Below are 17221 nucleotides of genomic sequence, written 5' to 3' on the forward strand. Positions count from 1 at the left end.
GTGGCGGTCGCGGCTGAGGCCACGACCTCCACACCTGCACAGCGACATGTGGCGTCATGTCGAGACGGCGTTCACCGGGCTGACGGAACGGTGCGCAGGTCGGCGAGCAGGCGTTCCACTTCGGCGAACGCGTCCTGTGGCAGCGGCCCGTACGCCAGTGTGCCAAGGTTCTCCTCGGCCTGGGTGACGGTCCGGCAGCCGGGGATCGGCAGCGTGTGCGGGCTGCGGGCGAGCAGCCAGCCCAGCGCGCCCTGGGCGAGGGTCCGGCCGTCGGCGGTCAGCGCCTCGCGGACCCGGGCCACCCGCTGCGCCCACTCGGCGCGCGGTACGCCGCCGGCGAACCAGTCCAGCCACTCCGGGGCCACACCGCGTACGTCGTCGTCGCCCCGGGCGGTGGGCGCGTCCTGGTACTTCGCGGTGAGCAGGCCCATCGCCAGCGGCCCCCGGTTCAGGGCGGCCAGGTCGAACTCCGCGCAGACCGCGAGCATGGCGGCGTTGTCCCGCAGCACCGACTGGTCGTGCTGGATCGCCGCGCAGTGCGGTCCCGCCTCCGCGAAGGCGCGCGCCGAGGCCGGGTCGTCGGTGCTCCAGCCGTACGCCCGGATCTTCCCCTCCGCGACCAGGTCCTCCAGGGTGCCGACGAGGTCCAGCGCCCGCGGCACCGGCAGGCCGCCCAGGTGGAGCTGGTAGAGGTCGACGTGGTCGGTGCCGAGCCGGCGCAGCGAACCCTCCAGGCTGCGCCGGGCGTAGTCCGCTGTGGCGTCCTCACCCAGGGCCTGCCGGGTCGCCTCGTCAGTGGGGTAGCCGAACTTGGTGGCAATGACCGCGCGGTCCCGGCAGCCGGCGAGTGCGCGCCCGAGCACCCGCTCGCTGTGCCCGGCGCCGTAGTTGCTGGACGTGTCGAACAGCGTCGCGCCCAGGTCGAGGGCCCGGTGGACGGTGCGCACCGACTCGTCGTCGTCCACCTCGCCCCAGCCGAGCGGTTGAGTGCCGTCCCAGAGCGGGCCGCCGATCGCCCAGCAGCCCATGCCGATCGCGCTGACCTCGATGCCGCTGCGGCCCAGCCGTCGTGTCGTCGTCATGCGCACAGTGTTCACTTTCGAGTGTGCTCGAAGTCCAGCTCTTTTCCCGCCAGCCGGGGCAGGAGCGGGGCGAGCGCGTCGACGGCTCCGGCGCGTACCACGAAGCGGGTGACGCCCCAGCGGCGCTCGTGCCCGGCCACCGCCGCGACGATCTCGTCGGGCGTCCCGGCCAGCACGAACGGGGTGGCCAGCACTTCCGCCGGGGTGAGTCCGGTGTCGGCTGCCGTCCCGGCGGCGGCCGCCTCCGCGTCGTCGGTGACGGCGACGTGCTGGACCAGCGCCTCCAGGGCCGGCGGGGTGTCCCGGCCGGCCGCGCCGGCCGCGACGCAGGCGAGCTGCGCCTCGATCTGGTCGGCCCGCCACCGCACGGTGTGCTGGTGGCCGTCGGGCAGGGTACGGCCCAGGCCGGCCAGGCCGACCACGTCGGCGTGCGCCCCGGCCCAGCGCAGCAGCGTCGAGTTGGACGTGCCCACGGTCAGCGGGACCCGGTCCTGGACCGGCCGGGGCTCCTTGAGTCGGGCGGCGCGCACGGTCAGCTCCTCGGTGTCCACAGTGACCTCCTCACCGGCCAGCAGCGCCCGGACCGCCTCGGCCACCGCGACGCAGCGGCGGACCCGGCCGGCGACGTCCGGGCGCTCGCGCCCGACGGCTCGCCACTCGGCCGGCGTGTGGCCCGCGCCGACGCCGAACCGGGCCCGCCCGCCGGAGACCACGTCCAGCGTGGCCACGTCGGCGGCGAGCAGGACCGGTTCCCGGACGCCGCCGTTCGAGACGTACGAGCCGAGGCCCAGCGTGCTGGTCACGGCCGCCGCGGCGGCCAGCGCGACGAACGGCGACGCGCAGTCGCCGGGGTGGTCGGCCGCGAACAGCGCGTCGAAGCCGGCCGCCTCGACGGTACGGGCCAGCTCGGTCCAGCTCGCCGCGCCGGTGGGTTGCGCCTGTACGGAGAAGGTCGCCATCGCCTCAGCATCGGCGCGCACGCAGCGGTGGGCCACCCCGTACGCGCCGATTCTGCCGACGGCCGAACCGTAAGGAAGGGCCCCTTCTTAACGCCTGAGGAGGTGAAAGGGCCCCTTCTTAACAGGCGTCACACGGCGTCGAGGCGGGCCAGGTCGGCGGGGGAGAGGCGCAGCGCGGCGGCGGCGACGTTCTGCTCCAGGTGCGCCGGGTCGCCGGTGCCGGGGATGGCCAGCACGTTCGGGCCCCGGGCCAGCGTCCAGGCGAGCCGGACCTGGGCCGGCGTCACGCCGTGCTCCCGGGCCACCGCCTGCACCTCCGGGTGCTCCTCGCCGGTGGCGCCGGCCTCCCGGCCGCTGGTGACGATGGAGAAGAAGGGCACGAACGCGATGCCGTGCGCCGCGCAGTCCCGGATCAGTTCGTCGTGGGTGCGGCGGTAGCCCAGGCCGTACGAGTTCTGCACGCACACCACCGGGGCGATGGCGCGCGCCTCGGCGACCTGGTGCGGGCGTACCGCGGAGACGCCGAGGTGCCGGATCAGCCCGGCGTCGCGCAGCTCGGCCAGCGCGCCGAAGTGCTCGGACAGCGGCTCCGGGCCGTGCACCCGCAGGTTCACCACGTCCAGATGGTCGCGGCCGAGCTGGCGCAGGTTCTCCTCCACCTGCCCGCGCAACTGGTCCGGCCGGGCCGCCGGCAGCCACTGCCCGGACGGGTCCTTGCCCGGCCCGACCTTGGTCACGATGACCAGATCCTCCGGGTACGGCCACAGCGCCCGGTTGATCAGCTCGTTGGCCGAGCGCAGTGGCGAGAAGTAGAACGCGGCTGTGTCGATGTGGTTGACGCCCAGCTCGACGGCGCGGCGCAGTACGGCGACGGCCCGGTCCCTGTCGCTCGGGCTGCCGTCGGCGTTCGCGGTCAGCCGCATCGCGCCCAGGCCCATCCGGTTGACGGTCAGGTCCCCGAGCTGCCAGGTGCCGGCCGCGCCGGCGTGGACGGTGTCGATGGTCATGCGATCCCCGTATCCCTCGTCTGCGGCCCCACTGCGGGGCCGACAGGTACCACGGGGGCGGCGGGCAGGTGGTTCACCCGTGCTCGTCGCGGCCCTCGGGCTGCTCGTGCCAACGGGCCCGCCAGGCCGCCTCGTGCGCCTCGTGGCTGGTGCGCTCCTCGAAGACCAGCTTGCGCAGCGCCTGCCGGCCATCGGCGAAGACGATCACCTCGACGGCCACCATACCCACCGTGATGGCGGTGAGTATGCCGAGCGCGGCCAGCCCCGGCACCCGCTCCGCGACCGGGATGGTCACGCCGAGCAGCAGCACCGTGCCGACCCGGGTCCAGCTCACCGTGTGCAGGGTGCGGAGCTGGAACAGCATGTTGCCGCAGAGGTAGCAGATCACGCCGCCGAACAGCAGCGGCACGCCCGGACCGTGCGCCGGCTCGCTCGGCGGCACCTCCGGGTCGGCGATCCCGTGCACGATCGTCTCGGCGCCGAGCGCGAACAGGATGATGCCCGCGATCATCGGCAGGAACAGGTACGCGTACGCGTCCCGGGCCATCGCCACCCGGGGGCCGTCCTGCGCGGCGTGCAACGCGATGCGGGCGGCCGGCCCGACCATGTCGTAGTGCGCCCACCAGAGCGCGGCGGTGAAGAAGATGCCGAGCACCGCCGCCGCCACGGCCGGCCAGGTGGGCGGCTGGCCGAGCAGGTTGCTGCCCACGCCGACGGAGATGACCGACTCGCCCAGCGCGATGATCAGGATGAGGTCGTACCGCTCGGTCCAGTGTTCGGCGGACGAGACGCCCCAGCCCCAGGTGCCGGCGAGGATGCCGGTGCCGTACTGGAGCAGGATGACGCCGGCCCACAGCACGTCCCGCAGCACCGCCGCCGAGACCAGGTCGTCGATCCTCGGCGGCAGCAGCGCCGCGACCAGCAGCAGCGCGGTGCTGCCGATCACCTCGGGGGCGAATCGGATCAGTTGCCGGCGCTCGTTCGGGCTGTCCCGGATGGCGTGCCGGTAGAGCAGCAGGTGCACCAGCCGCAGGACGGTGTAGCTGAGCGCCGCGACCATCGGCCCGGCCGCGTTGCCGCGCGGGTCGCGGAACGCGTGCGGCAGGGACAGCGCGAACGTGAACAGCGCGGCCATGCCGACTGTCATGAGCACCGGGACGAAGCCCTCGCCGAGGCGCACCCGGGTGGCGACCACGCTGTGCACCACCCACGACCACCAGAGCACGGCGAGGACCAGCAGCGCGTGCAGCAGCGCCCCGCCGGTCACCTGGAGGGCGGTGGCCCGGGTGATGATGAAGAACGAGAAGACGAAGACCAGGTCGAAGAAGATCTCGAACCGGTCGACCCGGGCGCCCGGGGCCACCGGCACGGCCGGCCCCAGGCGTCCCCGCCACCCGTACGAGCCCACCGGCCGAGTCTGTCAGCGCAGGTCGGGCCGGGTGGGCGATTCCGGTCAGCCCGGCCGGTGACGCAACCCGTCCATCAGCAGGTCGAGCAGGCGTCCGGCCTGGGTGCGCTGGTCCGGCTCGCCCGCCACCAGGGAGACCCCGCTGAGGCTGGCGAGCACGTCGGCGGCGGCCACGTCGGAGCGTACGGCGCCCGCGGCGGCACCGGCCGCGAGCAGCTCGCCGAGCGCGGCGAGCAGCCGGTCGCGGCTCTGCGCGTACGGGTTGGCGCCGGAGGCGATGACCAGCCGCAGCGCGTCGGCCATGCCCCGCTTGGTGGCGAGGTAGTCGACGAACCGGTCCATCCAGGCCCGCAGCGCCGCGTCGGCGGGCTGTGCCGCAAGCAGCGCCGGGGCGGCGTCGCAGAGCTTCTCCAGCTCGTTGCGGTACGCCGCCTCGATCAGCGCCTCCCGGCTCGGGAAGTGGCGGTAGAGCGTGCCGATGCCGACGCCGGCCTCCTTGGCGACCCGGTCCAGCGTTACCTCCGGTCCGTCCTGGGAAAACGCCTGGACCGCGGCGTCCAGCAGCCGCTGCCGGTTGCGCAGCGCGTCCGCGCGCAGCGGTCGGTCGGGCACGGACCCTCCTCCCTCGGCCGGGTCGCCGGCCCGGCACGGTGGTAACCGGAGCCCCCTCCGTTTATGCTGACGGAGTAACGGAGGATCCTCCGCTTCTCATCGTAGCGGGCGGACATCGGTCCGCGTCGCCGTCGACAAGGATGGACCATGACAACCCCGACACCAGTCACCACCCCGTTCTCCGCCGAGACCACAGCCCTGGAGGTCGTCCGCGACCTGGACCTGACCGGCCGGCGGGCCGTCGTCACCGGCGGCGCCTCCGGGATCGGTGTGGAGACCGCCCGCGCGCTCGCCGCCGCCGGAGCCGACGTCACACTCGCCGTACGCAACACCGAGGCCGGGCAGCGCGCCGCCGACGACATCACCGGCACCACCGGCAACGACCGGATCCTGGTCGCCCCGCTCGACCTCGCCGACCTCGCCTCCGTGGCCGCGTTCGTCCGCACCTGGGACGGGCCGCTGCACATGCTCGTCAACAACGCCGGGATCATGGCCTCGCCCGAGATGCGCACCGAGCAGGGCTGGGAGATGCAGTTCGCGACCAACCACCTCGGGCACTTCGCGCTCGCCACCGGGCTGCGCCCGGCGCTCGCCGCGGCCGACGGCGCGCGGATCGTCTCGGTCAGCTCGGCGGCCCACCTGCGCTCACCGGTGGTGTTCTCCGACATCCACTTCCGGCAGCGGCCGTACGACCCGTGGCTGGCGTACGGGCAGTCCAAGACCGCGAACGTGCTGTTCGCGGTGGAGGCGACCCACCGCTGGGCCGACGACGGCATCTACACCAACGCGCTGATGCCGGGCGCGATCCGGACCAACCTCCAGCGCTACATCAGCGAGGAGGAACTGGCGCGGATGCGCAGCGGCAACGCGGCCGCGTTCAAGACCCCGGAGCAGGGCGCGGCGACCTCGGTGCTGGTCGCCACGTCGCCGCTGCTCGACGGCGTCGGCGGCAGGTACTTCGAGGACTGCCAGGAGGCCGGCCCGAACCAGCCGGGCACCCGCACCGGCTGGGCCGCGTACGCCCGGGACCCGGAGGCCGCCGAGCAGCTCTGGACCGTCTCCGAGGAGCACCTGCGCGGCTGACCCGCGGAAACGACGAAGGGGGCGCGCGGCATGTCGCCGCGCGCCCCCTCGCCGTCTCGGATCTACAGACCCAGCTCGGCCTCGAAGTTGCCGCCCTCCAGCCGCTCCTTCACCGCGGTGAGGAAGCGGGCCGCGTCGGCGCCGTCGATCAGCCGGTGGTCGTACGACAGAGCCAGGTAGACCATCGAGCGGATCGCCACGACCTCGCCCAGCTCCGGGTCGTTCACGACGACCGGGCGCTTCACCACGGCACCCGTGCCGAGCATCGCCGACTGCGGCGACGGCACGATCGGGGTGTCGAACAGCGCACCCCGGCTGCCGGTGTTGGTGAGCGTGAACGTCGCCCCGGCCATCTCGTCCGGGGTGATCTTGTTGGCCCGGGTGCGCTCGGCCAGGTCGGCGATCCGCTTGGCGATGCCGCCCATGTTCAGGTCACCGGCGTTGTGGATGACCGGCGTGAGCAGGCCGCGCTCGGTGTCCACCGCAATGCCCAGGTGCTCGGCACCCGGGTAGGTGATCGTCCCGCCGTCCAGGTCCATGCTGGCCTGGATGATCGGGTACGTCTGGAGCGCCTCGATCGCGGCCACCGCGAAGAACGGCAGGAAGGACAGCTTCACGCCGTGCTTGGCCTGGAACGAGTCCTTGGCCCGCGCCCGCAGCTTGGCGACCTTGGTGACGTCGACCTCGACGACGGTGGTCAGCTGCGCCGTCTCGTGCAGCGACTGCTGGAGACGCTTGGCGATGATCGAACGGATTCGCGGCAGCTTCTCCGTGGTGCCCCGCTTGGCGCTCGGTTCCGGCTTGGCGGCCGGCTTGGCCGGAGCCTCGGCCTTGGCAGCCGGAGCAGCGGCGGCGGGCGCTGCCTTGGCGGCCTTCGCCTTCTCGGCCGCCTCCAGCACGTCCTGCTTGCGGATGCGGCCACCGACGCCGGTGCCCTTGATCGAGCCCAGGTCCACGCCGTGCTCGGCGGCGAGCTTGCGCACCAGCGGCGTCACGTACCCGGCGGCGTCCTCGCCGTACTCGGCCGGGACGCTCGGGCGCTGCGGCGGGGCGGTCGGCGCGGCCGGCTGGGCCGCCGCCTCGGCCTTGGCCGGCTGCGCGGCCTGCTCCGCCTCGGCGGCCGGCTCGTTGTAGGACATCCCCGGCGTGGGCTCCTCGACCTTCGGCTCCGGCTTCGGCTCGGGCTTGGGCTCGGGCTTCGCCTCGGCCTTGGGCTCCGGCTCGGGCTCGGGCTTCGGCTCCGCCTTCGCGGGCGCGGCGCCGGCCACCCCGACGATCGCCAGCACGGCGCCGACGTCGGCGGTCTCGTCCTCGGCGACCTTGATCTCCTGCAGCGTGCCGGCGACCGGCGACGGGATCTCGGTGTCGACCTTGTCGGTGGAGACCTCCAGCAGCGGCTCGTCCACCTCGACGGTCTCGCCCACCTGCTTGAGCCAGCGGGTGACCGTACCCTCGGTGACGCTCTCGCCCAGGGCCGGCATGGTCACTGGCGTGCCCTCGCCCGACGAGGCGGCGGGCTGGGCCGGCTCCTCGACGGCCGACTGCTCGGCCTCGACGCCCGGCTCGGCGGCGGCCTGCTCGGCCTGCTGCTCCGGCTCGGGTCCGGTGCCCTCGGCGGCGGCCGTCGGCTCGGTGGCCGGCTCGGCCTCCTCGGTGGGAGCCGCGCCGGCGTCCTCGCCCTCGCCGGCGATGACCGCCAGCTCGCTGCCGACCTCGGCGGTCTCGTCCTCGCCGACCACGATCCGGCTCAGCACGCCCGCCGCGGGGGACGGGATCTCGGTGTCGACCTTGTCGGTCGACACCTCGAGCAGGGGCTCGTCGACCTCGACGGTGTCACCCTCCTGCTTGAGCCAGCGCGTGACGGTGCCCTCGGTGACGCTCTCGCCGAGCCGGGGCATGGTGACCGATACCGGCATGTTCTCCAGACTCCTTCATTCCCCTGGTGGGATCATCGCCCGTCGCCGGACGCCGCGGTTGTCGTGTCAGGCGTGCGCGTGCAGCGGCTTGCCGGCCAGGGCCAGGTGCGCCTCGCCCAGAGCCTCGTTCTGCGTCGGGTGGGCGTGCACGAGCTGCGCCACCTCGGCCGGGTACGCCTCCCAGTTGTAGATGAGCTGCGCCTCGCCGATCAGCTCACCGACCCGGGCGCCGACCATGTGCACGCCGACCACCGGGCCGTCGTCCACCCGGACCAGCTTCACGTGGCCGGCGGTCTTGAGGATCTGGCTCTTGCCGTTGCCGCCCAGGTTGTAGTTGTAGGTCTTGACCTTGTCGGCGCCGTACTGCTCCTTGGCCTTCGCCTCGGTCAGGCCGACCGACGCCAGCTCCGGGTCGCAGTAGGTGACGCGCGGGATGCCGGCCTCGTCGATCACGGCCGGGGTCTTCCCGGCGATCTCCTCGGCGACGAAGATGCCCTGCTGGAAGCCGCGGTGCGCGAGCTGGAGGCCGGGCACGATGTCGCCGACCGCGTAGACGTTCGGCACGCTGGTGCGCAGCCGCTCGTCGGTCAGCACGTAGCCGCGGTCCATCTTGACGCCCTGCTCCTCGTAGCCGAGGCCGGCGGTGTTCGGGCCGCGGCCCACGGCGACCAGCAGCAGCTCGGCCTCGACCGTGTCGCCGCCCTGAATGGTCAGCTTCACGCCCTTGTCGGTCTTCTCGACCTTCTCGAACGGCTTGCCGACCTTGAAGTTGATCTTCCGCTTGCGGAACGCCCGCTCCAGCGCCTTCGACGACTCCTCGTCCTCGGCGGCGACCAGGCGGGGCAGCGCCTCGACGATGGTCACGTCCACGCCGAAGGACTTCCAGACGCTGGCGAACTCGACGCCGATCACGCCGCCGCCGAGCACGATCGCCGACGACGGGATCCGGTCCAGCGTCAGCGCGTGGTCGCTGGTGATGATCCGCTCGCCGTCGACGTCCAGGCCGGGCAGGCTCTTCGCGTACGAGCCGGAGGCCAGCACGACGTTGCGGCCGGTGTAGCGCTTGCCGTCCACCTCGACGACGTTCTTGCCGACCAGCTTGCCGGCGCCCGCCACGAAGGTGATCTTCTTGCTGCTGCCCACCAGGCCCTGCAGGCCCTTGTACAGGCGGGAGATCACGCCGTCCTTGTACGAGTTGACCGCCGTCATGTCGATGCCGACCAGCTCGGCCTTCACGCCGAACTGCTCGGACTCGCGGGTCTGGTCGGCGATCTCGGCGGCGTGCAGCAGCGCCTTGGTCGGGATGCACCCGTTGTGCAGGCAGGTCCCGCCCAGCTTGCCCTTCTCGATGAGCGCGACGGAGAGGTCCAGCTGGGCGGCACGCAGCGCCGCCGCGTAGCCGCCGCTACCACCTCCGAGGATGACGATGTCGAAGGTCGTGTCGTTCGGCTCGCTCACATCCAACTCCCAGGTCGCGTCACTGCATCGGGGGTTACGGCGGAGTAACAGGCACACCCCACCTCGGTCATCTTGTCACCACCACGGACCGAGCGCGTACCGAGGTGCCCAACGACACGTCGGTGACACGTACCCTTGGCACCGTTCTCGATGACGGCTGTGGGGGAGGAGTGGATTCGGTGGGGCTGTTCCGACGACGCAAGCGGGCGGCCCCGGCGAGCCGCGACCGCGCCGCCGACCGTGCCGACCTGGACCATCTGGAGAACTTCGTCCGGACCCGGAAGGGCGTCGAGGCGTACATCGAGCCCCGCACGACTGTCACCGAGACCACGATCATGCTGATCGCCGACGACGGCGAGTGGACCCGGCGGCGTGTCGGCGGGCCGGACGAGGCCCGCCGCTGGGCGCACCGGATCGCGATCCCGATCTACGACGTGCGGCTGATGGGCTATCCGCAGCGGATGCGCGACTACAACGAGCGCCGCAAGCGTCGTCCCGAGCTGTACTGACCTGTCCGAGCGCGAGTGTTAAAAAGGGCCCCTTCTACAACGCCAGGCGTTAAGAAGGGGCCCTTCCTTACACGTCAGCCGTTTGTGGCGACGTCCTCGACGAGGTGCACGAGCGTACGCACCGGCACGCCGGTGCCGCCCTTGGTCCAGTAGCCGGTCGCCTCGCCCGAGTGGTAGCCCGGACCGGCGATGTCGATGTGCGCCCACGCCACGTCGTCGGTGACGAACTCGCGCAGGAACACGCCGCCCTGCAGCATGTGCCCGGCCCGGTCCATCCCGGCGTTGACCTGCGAGATGTCCGCGACGTCCGACTCCATGCCCTTGCGCACGTCGTCCGGCAGCGGCATCGGCCACGCCGGCTCACCGGTCGCGTCACCGGCCACCCGCACCCGCTCGCACAGCTCCGGGGTGCCCATCACACCGGCGATCCGCTTGCCCAGCGCGATCACCTGGCCGCCGGTCAGCGTCGAGGTCTCGAACAGGTAGTCCGCGCCGTCCGCGCAGGCCCGCGCCATCGCGTCGGCCAGCACCATCCGGCCCTCGGCGTCGGTGTTGAGCACCTCCACCTTCTTGCCGTTGAACATGCTGATCACGTCGCCCGGCCGGTAGCTGGTGCCCGACGGCATGTTCTCCGCCATCGGCAGGTAGCCGGTGACGGTGATCGACGGCTTGAGCGCCGCGACCGCCAGCATGGCCGCGCCGACCGCCGCCGCGCCCGCCATGTCCGACTTCATCTCCCACATGCCCTGCGCCGGCTTGATCGAGATGCCGCCGGTGTCGAACGTGATGCCCTTGCCGACCAGCGCGACCCGCTTGCCGTTGCCGCCGCCCTCGGGCGTGTAGGTCAGCTTCACCAGCCGCGGCGGGGCCTCGGAGCCCTGGCCGACGGCGAGGATGCCGCCGTAGCCACCGGCCTTCAGCGCCGCCTCGTCCAGCACCTCGACCTCCAGCCCGGCCTCACGGGCGGCGGCGGAGACGACGTCGGCGAACGCCGGGGGACGCAGCTCGTTCGGCGCGGTGTTCACCCAGTCCCGGCTGGTCCGCACCGCGCCGGCCACCGCCTGCGCCCGCGCGATCTCGGCCTGGGCGGTCGCGTCGGCCGCGTCCGGCACCGCCACCAGCACCTCGGCGACCGGCTCGCGCCGGGCCGGCTGCGGCTTGGTCTTGTAGCCGGCGAACCGGTAGCCGCCCAGCAGCGCGCCCTCGGCGACCGCGCGCAGCGCGGCCGGGGCGTCGGCGTCGTCGGGCAGCGGCAGGGCCAGGGCGACGCGCGGGGCGCCGGCCAGCGCCCGCACCGCGGCGCCGGCGGCCCGGCGCAGCGACTCCGGGGCCGGAGCGGCGCCCGAGGGCTCCGGGCCGAGGCCGACGGCCACGACCAGCGGCGCGGTCACGGTGCCCAGCGTGGCCAGCTTGATCACCTCGCCCGGGCCACCTGTCGCGCCGAGCAGGGCCAGCGTCTCGGTCAGCTTTCCGTCGAACGCGGCGGCGATGCTCTCCCCGCCGGTCGCCAGCAGCAGGGCGTTGGCGGGTGCGCCGCTGCCCGGCTCGGTGGTCTGGCTGTGCACGCCGATCACGATCGCGTCGACGGCGAGTTCGGCGGGGTCGGTGTCGACCAGGCTGAGGGTGGTGCGGGGCGATGTCACGAAAGCTACTCCGGGCGGGCCGGGCCGGCCGCGTCGTCGCGTACCGGCGATGAAGGTGTCTCCGGCGGCAACCTACCCGCCGGGAGGCGTGGCTGTCCCGCCGATGCGTGCCGACGGGATGCCGCCGATGCTAACCACAGCGGTCCGGGCCGGTAAGTTGCCACCCATGACCGAGGTGACCTCCGACGCTGCCGAGACCCGGCTGCGTCGATCCCCGCTGCACGAGCGGCACACCGCGCTCGGCGCGAAGTTCGCCCCCTTCGGGGGCTGGCAGATGCCCCTCGAATACGCCGGTGGCGGCGTGCTCAAGGAGCACACGGCCGTACGCGAGGGCGTCGGCGTGTTCGACGTCTCGCACCTGGGCAAGATCCGGGTCACCGGGCCGGGCGCGGCGGACTTCGTCAACGCCTGCCTCACCAACGACCTCGGCCGGATCACCCCCGGCCAGGCGCAGTACACGCTCTGCTGCGACGACGCCACCGGCGGCGTGGTGGACGACATCATCGCCTACCTGCACGCCGACGACCACGTCTTCCTGGTGCCCAACGCGGCCAACACCGCCGAGGTCGCCCGCCGGCTGCGCGCCGCCGCGCCCGCTGGGGTCACCGTCACCGACGAGCACGAGGCGTACGCGGTGCTCGCCGTCCAGGGTCCGCGCTCGGCGGACCTGCTGAACGCGCTCGGCCTGCCCACCGGCCACGACTACATGAGCTTCTCCACCGCCACGCTCGACGGGGTGGAGCTGACCGTGTGCCGCACCGGCTACACCGGCGAGCTGGGCTACGAGCTGGTAGTGGCGTCCGAGCACGCGGTCGCCGTCTGGGACGCGATCTTCGCCGCGGCCGACGACGTGCGCGCCTGCGGCCTGGCCGCCCGGGACACGCTGCGCACCGAGATGGGCTACCCGCTGCACGGGCAGGACCTGTCCCCGGAGACCACCCCGGTGCAGGGCCGCTCCGGCTGGGCGGTGGGCTGGGACAAGGCGGCGTTCTGGGGCCGCGATGCGCTGCGTGCCGAGAAGGCCGCCGGCCCGGCCCGTACGCTGCGCGGCCTCACCGCCGTCGACCGGGCCATCCCGCGCCCCGGCATGGCCGTGTACGCGGGCGACCGGCGGGTCGGCACGATCACCAGCGGCACGTTCAGCCCGACGCTCAAGCAGGGCGTCGCGCTGGCGCTGGTCGACACCGACCCGAAGCTGCCCGACGGGGACGAGCTGGAGGTGGACATCCGTGGCCGCCGCGCCCGGATGCGCCTGACCAGGCCGCCGTTCGTCAAGCCCTCGGTGCGCTGAGCCGCGCGGGTCAGTGCTCGCCGCGCTCCCCGGCGTCGAGCACTGCCTGCGTCCAGCCGCCCTCCAGCACGCCGGTGCCGTCCAGCACGGCCCAGTCGACCACGTCCGACGCCTCCACCACCACCGGCGAGCCGATCCGCACGCTCGGGTCGGTGTTGGCGTCGCTGGCGCTGGCGCCGACGATCCGTTCCGGGGTGTCCCACGAGGTCACCCCGGCCCAGACGTACTCGGGGCCGTCGTCGCCGGGCAGGCCGTACTTGACCACGAGCTGGCTCTCCTCGGGCAGCCGCCCGGCCAGGAACCGGGCCCGGATGTCGCCCAGCGCGGCGCGGGCGGTCTCCACCGCGCGGCTCATCGCGTCACCGGTGCGGGTGTAGCGCACGTCCGGCTGGATGCCGTTGAACAGCGTCGCGCAGGCGGCGGCGTAGTAGCGGCCGGGCGGACCGGGGTGCCCGGGCGGCGGGTTCAGGCTCAGGAACGAGTCGGCGTCCGGGTCGGTGGCCGGGTCCAGCTCCAGCCGCAGCAGCACCGGCGCGGTCGCGCCGTGCTGCTCCGGATTGCCGTACGCGACGGCGATGTCGTGCCCGGTCACCGTGGCCAGCACCGGAAGCTGCACGAACGCCGGCACCTCCTCGCCGGCCAGCCCGTCGGTCCAGTCCCGCAGCAGCCGCCGGGCAGCGCCGGTCATCACCGCGCCCCACGCCCGGGTCAGGTGGTCCGGCACGCCCTGGGCCTGCAACTCCAGCAGCCCGAACCGGCGCAGCCCCTTCGTGGTGAACCAGAGCCCGTCGGAGTCCGAGGAGTAGGGCACCAGCACCCAGTCGACGAGCCGGATCCGGCCCTGCTCGTCCGGCAGCGAGCGCAGCGCCGCCGCCGGGTCGAGGAACTGGAGCCCGAAGACGTCCACCACGTCCCCGCCGACCGTCTCGGCCACCGCCGCGGCAACCGCGCGGGCGGCCCACTCGTGCGCGGGCGGCCAGCCCGGCCGGTACTCGGCCTGCACCACCACCAGGTGGGTGGCGGCGGCCAGCCGGGCCAGCTGCTCCTCGGTGGCGCCGAACGCGGTGAGCAGGTCCGGTGGCAGCTCGGGGAACTCGTCGACGGTACGGGTGTCGACAGTCATCAGCGGGCTGTCGAGCATCTGCCGGGCCAGCCCGTGGACCGGTTCGGCGAGCCGGCCGGCCAGCCCCTCCACTGCGGTCTTCGGGCTCACCTTCGGCAGCCCGGTGATCGGCACCAGGTAGGTCGCGTCGAGCGACTCGGGCACCGGTACCGGCAGGAAGTCGTCCGTGATGAGCATGCCGTCCCCTTCGACCGCGCCGGTGCACTCGCCCCGAACGCTACCCGCCCGGACCGGTGGCGCTCAGCCGGTCAGCACCAGTCCCAGGTAGGACAGCGTGGTGACGACCTCCACGAGCGCTCCGAGCACGTCGCCGGTGATGCCGCCGAAGCGGCGTACCAGGTGCCGGAGCAGCCCGGCCGCGACGGCGAGCGCGCCGAGCACGGCGAGCGGCCCCTGCCACGGACGGTCCGGCACCGCGGGCAGCGCCGCCAGCGCGACGGCGACCGCGCCGAGCGCCAGCGAGCCCCGCCCGACCGTGCCGGCGACGAGCGCGCCCAGGCCCTCCGGCCGGGCCGCCGGAACGCCACGCCGGCACGCCAGGCCGACGGCGAGCCGCCCGGCCGCGGTGGCCGCGACCACGGCGGCGAACGCCGCGAGGGCGTCCCGGCCGGCCAGGTCGGCGAGCACCGCGCTCTGGAGCAGGAGTACGAGCACCAGCGCGACCACCCCGAACGGGCCGACGTCCGGCTGCTTCATGATCTCCAGCGCGGCCGGACCGCGCCGGTAGGAGCCGAGCGCGTCCACGGTGTCGGCCAGCCCGTCCAGGTGCAGGCCCCGGGTGAGCAGCGCCCCCAGCCCCACGGTGACCACCGCGGCGACGAACGGCGGCGCGAGCGCGCCGGTGAGCAGCAGCACCCCGCCAAGCACGGCGCCGAGCAGCGCGCCGACCAGCGGGGCGAGGGCCATCGCGGTGCCGGCGGCGGCCCGGTCGACCCGGCCGGCGCGTACCGGGGCGGTGGTGAACGTGGTGAGCGCCAGCCGGATGCCGTCGGCGAGCCGCGCCTCAGTCGGCACGTCGGCCGGGGGAGACCGGCTCGTCGGCCCCGATCGTGGTCGGTCCCGGACCGGCCGGCTCCGGCTCGGCGAAGTCCGGTTCGTCCTCGGTCCGGCCGTCGTCACCGGTGCGCTCGTCGGTGTCGCCCTCGTCGTCGGGGCCGCCGAGTGACGGGTGCACCGGCAGCGTGGCGGCGAGCGTCAGCGCGGAGCGCAGCAGCGGCAGCGCGGCCAGCGCCGTCGCCCCTTCCCCGAGGTCGAGCCGCAGGTCCACCAGCGGGGTCAGGCCGAGCACGTCGGCGGCGAGCCGTACGCCCGGGCGGCCGCCGTGGTCGGGCAGCAGGCACCAGTGCCGGGCCTGGCCGGCCAGGTCGCGGCTGACCATGGCGGCGGCGGTGCCGACCGGCCCGTCCAGCAGCACCGGCACCTTGCGGGCGGTGGCGCCCAGCAGGACGCCGGTGGCCAGCGCGATGTCGCCGCCGCCCAGTTCGGCCAGCACGTCCTTGGCCTCCCGGGCGGAGCGCCGGGTGCGGTGCAGCGCGTCCCGCACCGCCGCGCAGCGGACCATCCAGGCGGTGTCGTCGATCTCGCCCTGCTCGGTGACCACCCGGCCGAGCACCGTCGGCGCCTCCGCGCCCGCGGTGGCCGCGAGCACCGCCGCGGCGGCGGCCTCGGCGCCCGCGCCGCACGCGGCGAGCACCAACAGCTGCACCCCCGCGTCGGCGGCCTGCTCGGCGAGCCGCCAGCCGTAGCGCAGCGCCGCCTCGACCTCGTCGGCGGACAGGGCCGGGCCGTCCTCCATCGCCGCCGAGGCGGGCGCCTCGACGATCTGGAGGCCGGCCCGGTTCTCGGCGGCCAGCCGGGCCAGCGGGCCCCGGCCGGCGCGGGCCTGCCGGGCGCGGCGGGCCGACTCGCCGGGCGTCGCCCCGGCCGACGCGCCGCCCTCGTGGTCGCCCTGGATCAGCAGTACGCGCACCGAGTCCCACGGACGCGGCGTCGAGGTGCCCTGCGTGGCGGCGGCGAAGCCGACCACCTGTTCCAGCACGCCGAGACCGGCGCCGGGGATGTCGAGGGTGGCGAGCCGGTCGACGGCCTGCGGCCCGGTGTAGTCGTCGGGCATCGGCAGTTCCATGCCCGGCTGGATCACCAGACCGGTGGCGATCATCGGCAGCGCCATCGTCGGTGCGGCCCAGTCGCCCGTACCGGGCTCGTCGGACGTGACCGGGGCGGGCACCGGTGCGGCGGCCGGGGTGAGCACCTCGGGCAGCGTCACGTCCCCGGCGCCGAGGTCGGCCGGCACGGCCCGGGCCGGCGCGGCTCCGGTCGTCGCGGTCTGGTTCCGTGCGGCCTGCTCCGATGTGGGCTGGGGTGCCGTGGCCCAGGATGCCGCGGCTCGGGGCGCTGCGGTATGGGGCGCTGCGGCGCGGCTCGGCACGGCCTCGGGTGAGGTGGCCGCCGGCGGCACGGCGTGCGCGGGGGCCGGGGTGGCCGGCTTGAGCCACGCGGTCTGGCCGGCGACCACGAGCGCGACCGCGTCGCAGGCGTCGGCGACCGCGCGGTTGGTGGCGCCGAGCGCGTCGGTGAACGCCCGGCCCAGCGGCGTGGTGGGCACCAGCGACAGGCCCACCTCGGGACTGACCAGCACCACCCGGGCCGCGCTGGAGCGCACCGCCGCGGCCAGCTCCGCGATCGTCGCGGTGTCGTCGGCCGGCTGGTGGGCCGGGTCGAGCAGCACCGTCACCCAGCCGCCCAGGTCGTCGACGAGCAGCGTCTCGTTCGGCCCGGCGGCGGCGATGACCTCGACCAGCCGGCCCGGGTCCGCAGCGGTCTCCTCGGTGCTCCAGCTCCCCGGCCGGCGGGCGCGGTGCGCCGCGAGGCGGGTCGCCCACTCGGTGTCCTCCGGATCCCCGGCGGGGGCGGTGGCCACGTACCGGACCGTGGGCGCGTCGGCGACCAGTGACTCGGCGAACTCGGACTTGCCGGAGCGGATACCGCCGAGCACCAGGAGGGTGTGCCACCCGTCAACGGACATGCCCGTACCTTAGTTCGCCCGCCCGCGTTCCGGGCAGCTCGCCCCTCCCCGTTCCCCCGCCCCCCTCGCCGCGGCGATCTTGCACTTGCGGCCCCCGGGATGCCG

At 74.3% G+C, this 17221-nt stretch carries 14 protein-coding genes; 3 read left to right on the forward strand and 11 right to left on the reverse strand.

Features of this window, described 5'->3' with window-relative positions; genetic code table 11:
* Positions 1-71 precede the first annotated feature (71 nt).
* The 5 genes from Q3W68_RS23940 to Q3W68_RS23960 all read right to left on the reverse strand — a co-directional run bounded on the left by Q3W68_RS23940 (position 72) and on the right by Q3W68_RS23960 (position 5068).
* Positions 72-1082, reverse strand: a complete 1011-nt coding sequence (locus Q3W68_RS23940) for an aldo/keto reductase (protein ID WP_302907602.1) — start codon at positions 1080-1082, stop codon at positions 72-74.
* 11 nt (positions 1083-1093) lie between these two features.
* Complete coding sequence (locus Q3W68_RS23945) at positions 1094-2041, reverse strand: LLM class flavin-dependent oxidoreductase (protein ID WP_302907603.1); 948 nt, start codon at positions 2039-2041, stop codon at positions 1094-1096.
* A gap of 128 nt (positions 2042-2169) precedes the next feature.
* On the reverse strand, positions 2170-3048 hold the full coding sequence (locus Q3W68_RS23950; RefSeq protein ID WP_302907604.1) for an oxidoreductase: 879 nt from the start codon (positions 3046-3048) through the stop codon (positions 2170-2172).
* Positions 3049-3121: 73 nt separating this feature from the next.
* Positions 3122-4456 (reverse strand): low temperature requirement protein A, encoded by a 1335-nt coding sequence (locus Q3W68_RS23955; protein WP_302907605.1) that lies wholly within the window; start codon positions 4454-4456, stop codon positions 3122-3124.
* A 45-nt stretch (positions 4457-4501) separates the two neighbouring features.
* Positions 4502-5068 carry a TetR/AcrR family transcriptional regulator gene (locus Q3W68_RS23960; RefSeq protein WP_302907606.1) on the reverse strand — a complete coding sequence of 189 codons (567 nt, stop codon included), beginning with the start codon at positions 5066-5068 and terminating at the stop codon, positions 4502-4504.
* A gap of 147 nt (positions 5069-5215) precedes the next feature.
* Here Q3W68_RS23960 and Q3W68_RS23965 point away from each other — a divergent pair, with 147 nt between their 5' ends.
* Positions 5216-6151 (forward strand): SDR family NAD(P)-dependent oxidoreductase, encoded by a 936-nt coding sequence (locus Q3W68_RS23965; protein ID WP_302907607.1) that lies wholly within the window; start codon positions 5216-5218, stop codon positions 6149-6151.
* Positions 6152-6213: 62 nt separating this feature from the next.
* Here Q3W68_RS23965 and sucB read toward each other — a convergent pair whose 3' ends face one another.
* Together sucB and lpdA are read right to left on the reverse strand one after the other, a co-directional pair.
* On the reverse strand, positions 6214-8067 hold the full coding sequence (gene sucB, locus Q3W68_RS23970; RefSeq protein ID WP_302907608.1) for a 2-oxoglutarate dehydrogenase, E2 component, dihydrolipoamide succinyltransferase: 1854 nt from the start codon (positions 8065-8067) through the stop codon (positions 6214-6216).
* Positions 8068-8133: 66 nt separating this feature from the next.
* Positions 8134-9525: a dihydrolipoyl dehydrogenase gene (gene lpdA / locus Q3W68_RS23975; RefSeq protein WP_302907609.1), complete on the reverse strand. Its 1392-nt coding sequence runs from the start codon at positions 9523-9525 to the stop codon at positions 8134-8136.
* Between the two features lie 179 nt (positions 9526-9704).
* On the opposite strand from lpdA, the gene Q3W68_RS23980 reads away from it, so the two are divergent.
* The gene (locus Q3W68_RS23980; protein ID WP_064448299.1) at positions 9705-10034 is read left to right on the forward strand and encodes a hypothetical protein; all 330 of its coding nucleotides are present in this window, start codon (positions 9705-9707) and stop codon (positions 10032-10034) included.
* 74 nt (positions 10035-10108) lie between these two features.
* On the opposite strand, the gene Q3W68_RS23985 is transcribed toward Q3W68_RS23980, so the two are convergent.
* A complete protein-coding gene (locus Q3W68_RS23985) occupies positions 10109-11677 on the reverse strand; it encodes a leucyl aminopeptidase (RefSeq protein ID WP_302907610.1) in 1569 nt (522 codons plus the stop codon).
* Positions 11678-11843: 166 nt separating this feature from the next.
* Between Q3W68_RS23985 and gcvT the strand changes: the two genes are divergently transcribed.
* Positions 11844-12968 (forward strand): glycine cleavage system aminomethyltransferase GcvT, encoded by a 1125-nt coding sequence (gene gcvT, locus Q3W68_RS23990; RefSeq protein ID WP_302907611.1) that lies wholly within the window; start codon positions 11844-11846, stop codon positions 12966-12968.
* A gap of 10 nt (positions 12969-12978) precedes the next feature.
* Here gcvT and Q3W68_RS23995 read toward each other — a convergent pair whose 3' ends face one another.
* The 3 genes from Q3W68_RS23995 to Q3W68_RS24005 form a co-directional block, all read right to left on the reverse strand.
* Complete coding sequence (locus Q3W68_RS23995; RefSeq protein WP_302907612.1) at positions 12979-14268, reverse strand: DUF2314 domain-containing protein; 1290 nt, start codon at positions 14266-14268, stop codon at positions 12979-12981.
* 63 nt (positions 14269-14331) lie between these two features.
* Positions 14332-15105: an adenosylcobinamide-GDP ribazoletransferase gene (cobS, locus tag Q3W68_RS24000; RefSeq protein WP_302907613.1), complete on the reverse strand. Its 774-nt coding sequence runs from the start codon at positions 15103-15105 to the stop codon at positions 14332-14334.
* The gene (locus tag Q3W68_RS24005; protein WP_302907614.1) at positions 15095-17116 is read right to left on the reverse strand and encodes a bifunctional adenosylcobinamide kinase/adenosylcobinamide-phosphate guanylyltransferase; all 2022 of its coding nucleotides are present in this window, start codon (positions 17114-17116) and stop codon (positions 15095-15097) included. Before Q3W68_RS24005 ends, cobS begins: the two co-directional genes overlap by 11 nt.
* Positions 17117-17221 lie beyond the last annotated feature (105 nt).

Origin of the sequence: Micromonospora sp. C28ISP2-4 (assembly GCF_030519385.1) — a bacterium.
In the GTDB taxonomy this organism is placed as follows: Bacteria; Actinomycetota; Actinomycetes; order Mycobacteriales; family Micromonosporaceae; genus Micromonospora; species Micromonospora tulbaghiae.